We start from the raw sequence: 1,392 nt of genomic DNA, 5'->3' as shown, positions 1-1,392 counted from the left end.
GAATTTTTTACGTTGCCCAGCATGGCATTCACCCATGTTGAAGGATGGGTGTTCAACCCCTTTACGCCCACCTTCGGAGACGAAAGGAATAGGATGGCATCCTGCCTTTTCCACTGCTTTGAAACAAGCCAAGCCATCGCTGACCACAATGCTTCCAACCTCCAGGCTCATCTTTGCGTAACGTTCGATTTCAGCACTACGAAACCCACTGACTGTCCGCAATTGCATCCGCTGAGGGCGATGTTCTTCCCCTTCCGTTTCAACGACGGCAATAAACGGAGCTTTATGTGCAGCGCCACGCCCAGGCTTTCCTGGACGCTCACCGCCGATATACGCATCATCTATCTCAATGCGGCCACTGAGCTTTTTTCCTTTCTCACGCTCCAGCATCACTTGCATCAGCTTGTGCTTCATCTTCCATGCCGTGTTATAGCTGACGCCAATATCCCGCTTCAATTGCAGCGCTGACACGCTGGTTTTTCTCTGCGTGAGCAAATAGATGGCCAGAAACCATTTCGTTAGCGGTACCTTGGTAGCCGCAAAGATTGTACCACTCGTCAACGAGGTCTGCCGGTGACAGCGATGACATTGATAGACCTTACGACTTTTGATCTCGCAATAGGTCTTGTTGCCACACTCGGGGCAAACAAATCCATCTGGCCACCTCAGATGAAACAGCACCGAGTAGCACTGTTCTTCCGTACCATAGTTTTCCAGAAATTTCGGAAAACTGAGACCTTTTTGAAATTGGATGATATTCTTTGCCATGTCCACCACCTCACTAAGACACTGAATTCTATGCATGTTCTATTATAGGCCAATTTCTGTATGCGTGGCTGAATATCGCGGGTAATCAAGAAGACAAAAGAGCCTTCCCCCTCGCACCTTACGCAAGCTGATCGCGCAATCGCATCGCTACTTGATAGCCTAGGATACGTAAAGGAAGGTACTGCTTTCTCTACCGCAGTATCGACGGCAAATGTAGAAGGAGAAGACCCAAAGTTATGGTAATAGAATTGTTCCGTTGCGTCCATTTTTATAGGTGATTATGTCCAAAGCCTGGAGATGCGGCAATAGGCCTCGGCGTACTTTCTTGTCCGGAAGCACCCCGACACCTTCTGTTTGACTTTGCTCATTCTCAGGTCACGTTCGGCCCGGTTGTTGGTAAACGGCACGTGTGAGAGTCTGACGAAGAGCAGTACTGCCGTCTCATGCTTCTTCAGTCGTTCCAACAGGTTGTGCGCATCGGATTTGGCGACCCGGCCCCGTTTACCGTTTTGTCTGAGCGGGATAGGCGGGAGCTGCTTTGCACCGCGGGTGAGGATATTGCGGTAGCGTTTCTGCAGATTTTTGTACTCATTCCCGGTCAGGCGCTTCGATTGGCGTTTGGCG

1 protein-coding gene and 1 pseudogene are annotated in these 1,392 nt (G+C 50.1%); both read right to left on the bottom strand.

Annotated elements, in window-relative coordinates; translation table 11 throughout:
* Positions 1-768 (bottom strand): annotated as a pseudogene (locus ACOCD2_RS19980) (IS1595 family transposase); the annotation flags it as partial.
* Between the two features lie 278 nt (positions 769-1,046).
* The coding region (locus tag ACOCD2_RS19975; RefSeq protein ID WP_293674898.1) for an IS66 family transposase at positions 1,047-1,392 on the bottom strand (346 nt) is incomplete at its 5' end.

Source organism: Thiolapillus sp., from assembly GCF_048562965.1.
Lineage (GTDB): Bacteria > Pseudomonadota > Gammaproteobacteria > Chromatiales > Chromatiaceae > Thiolapillus > Thiolapillus brandeum_A.
The sequence above is the reverse complement of the archived record's forward strand: the minus strand, read 5'-3'. Positions and strand labels throughout refer to the sequence as shown.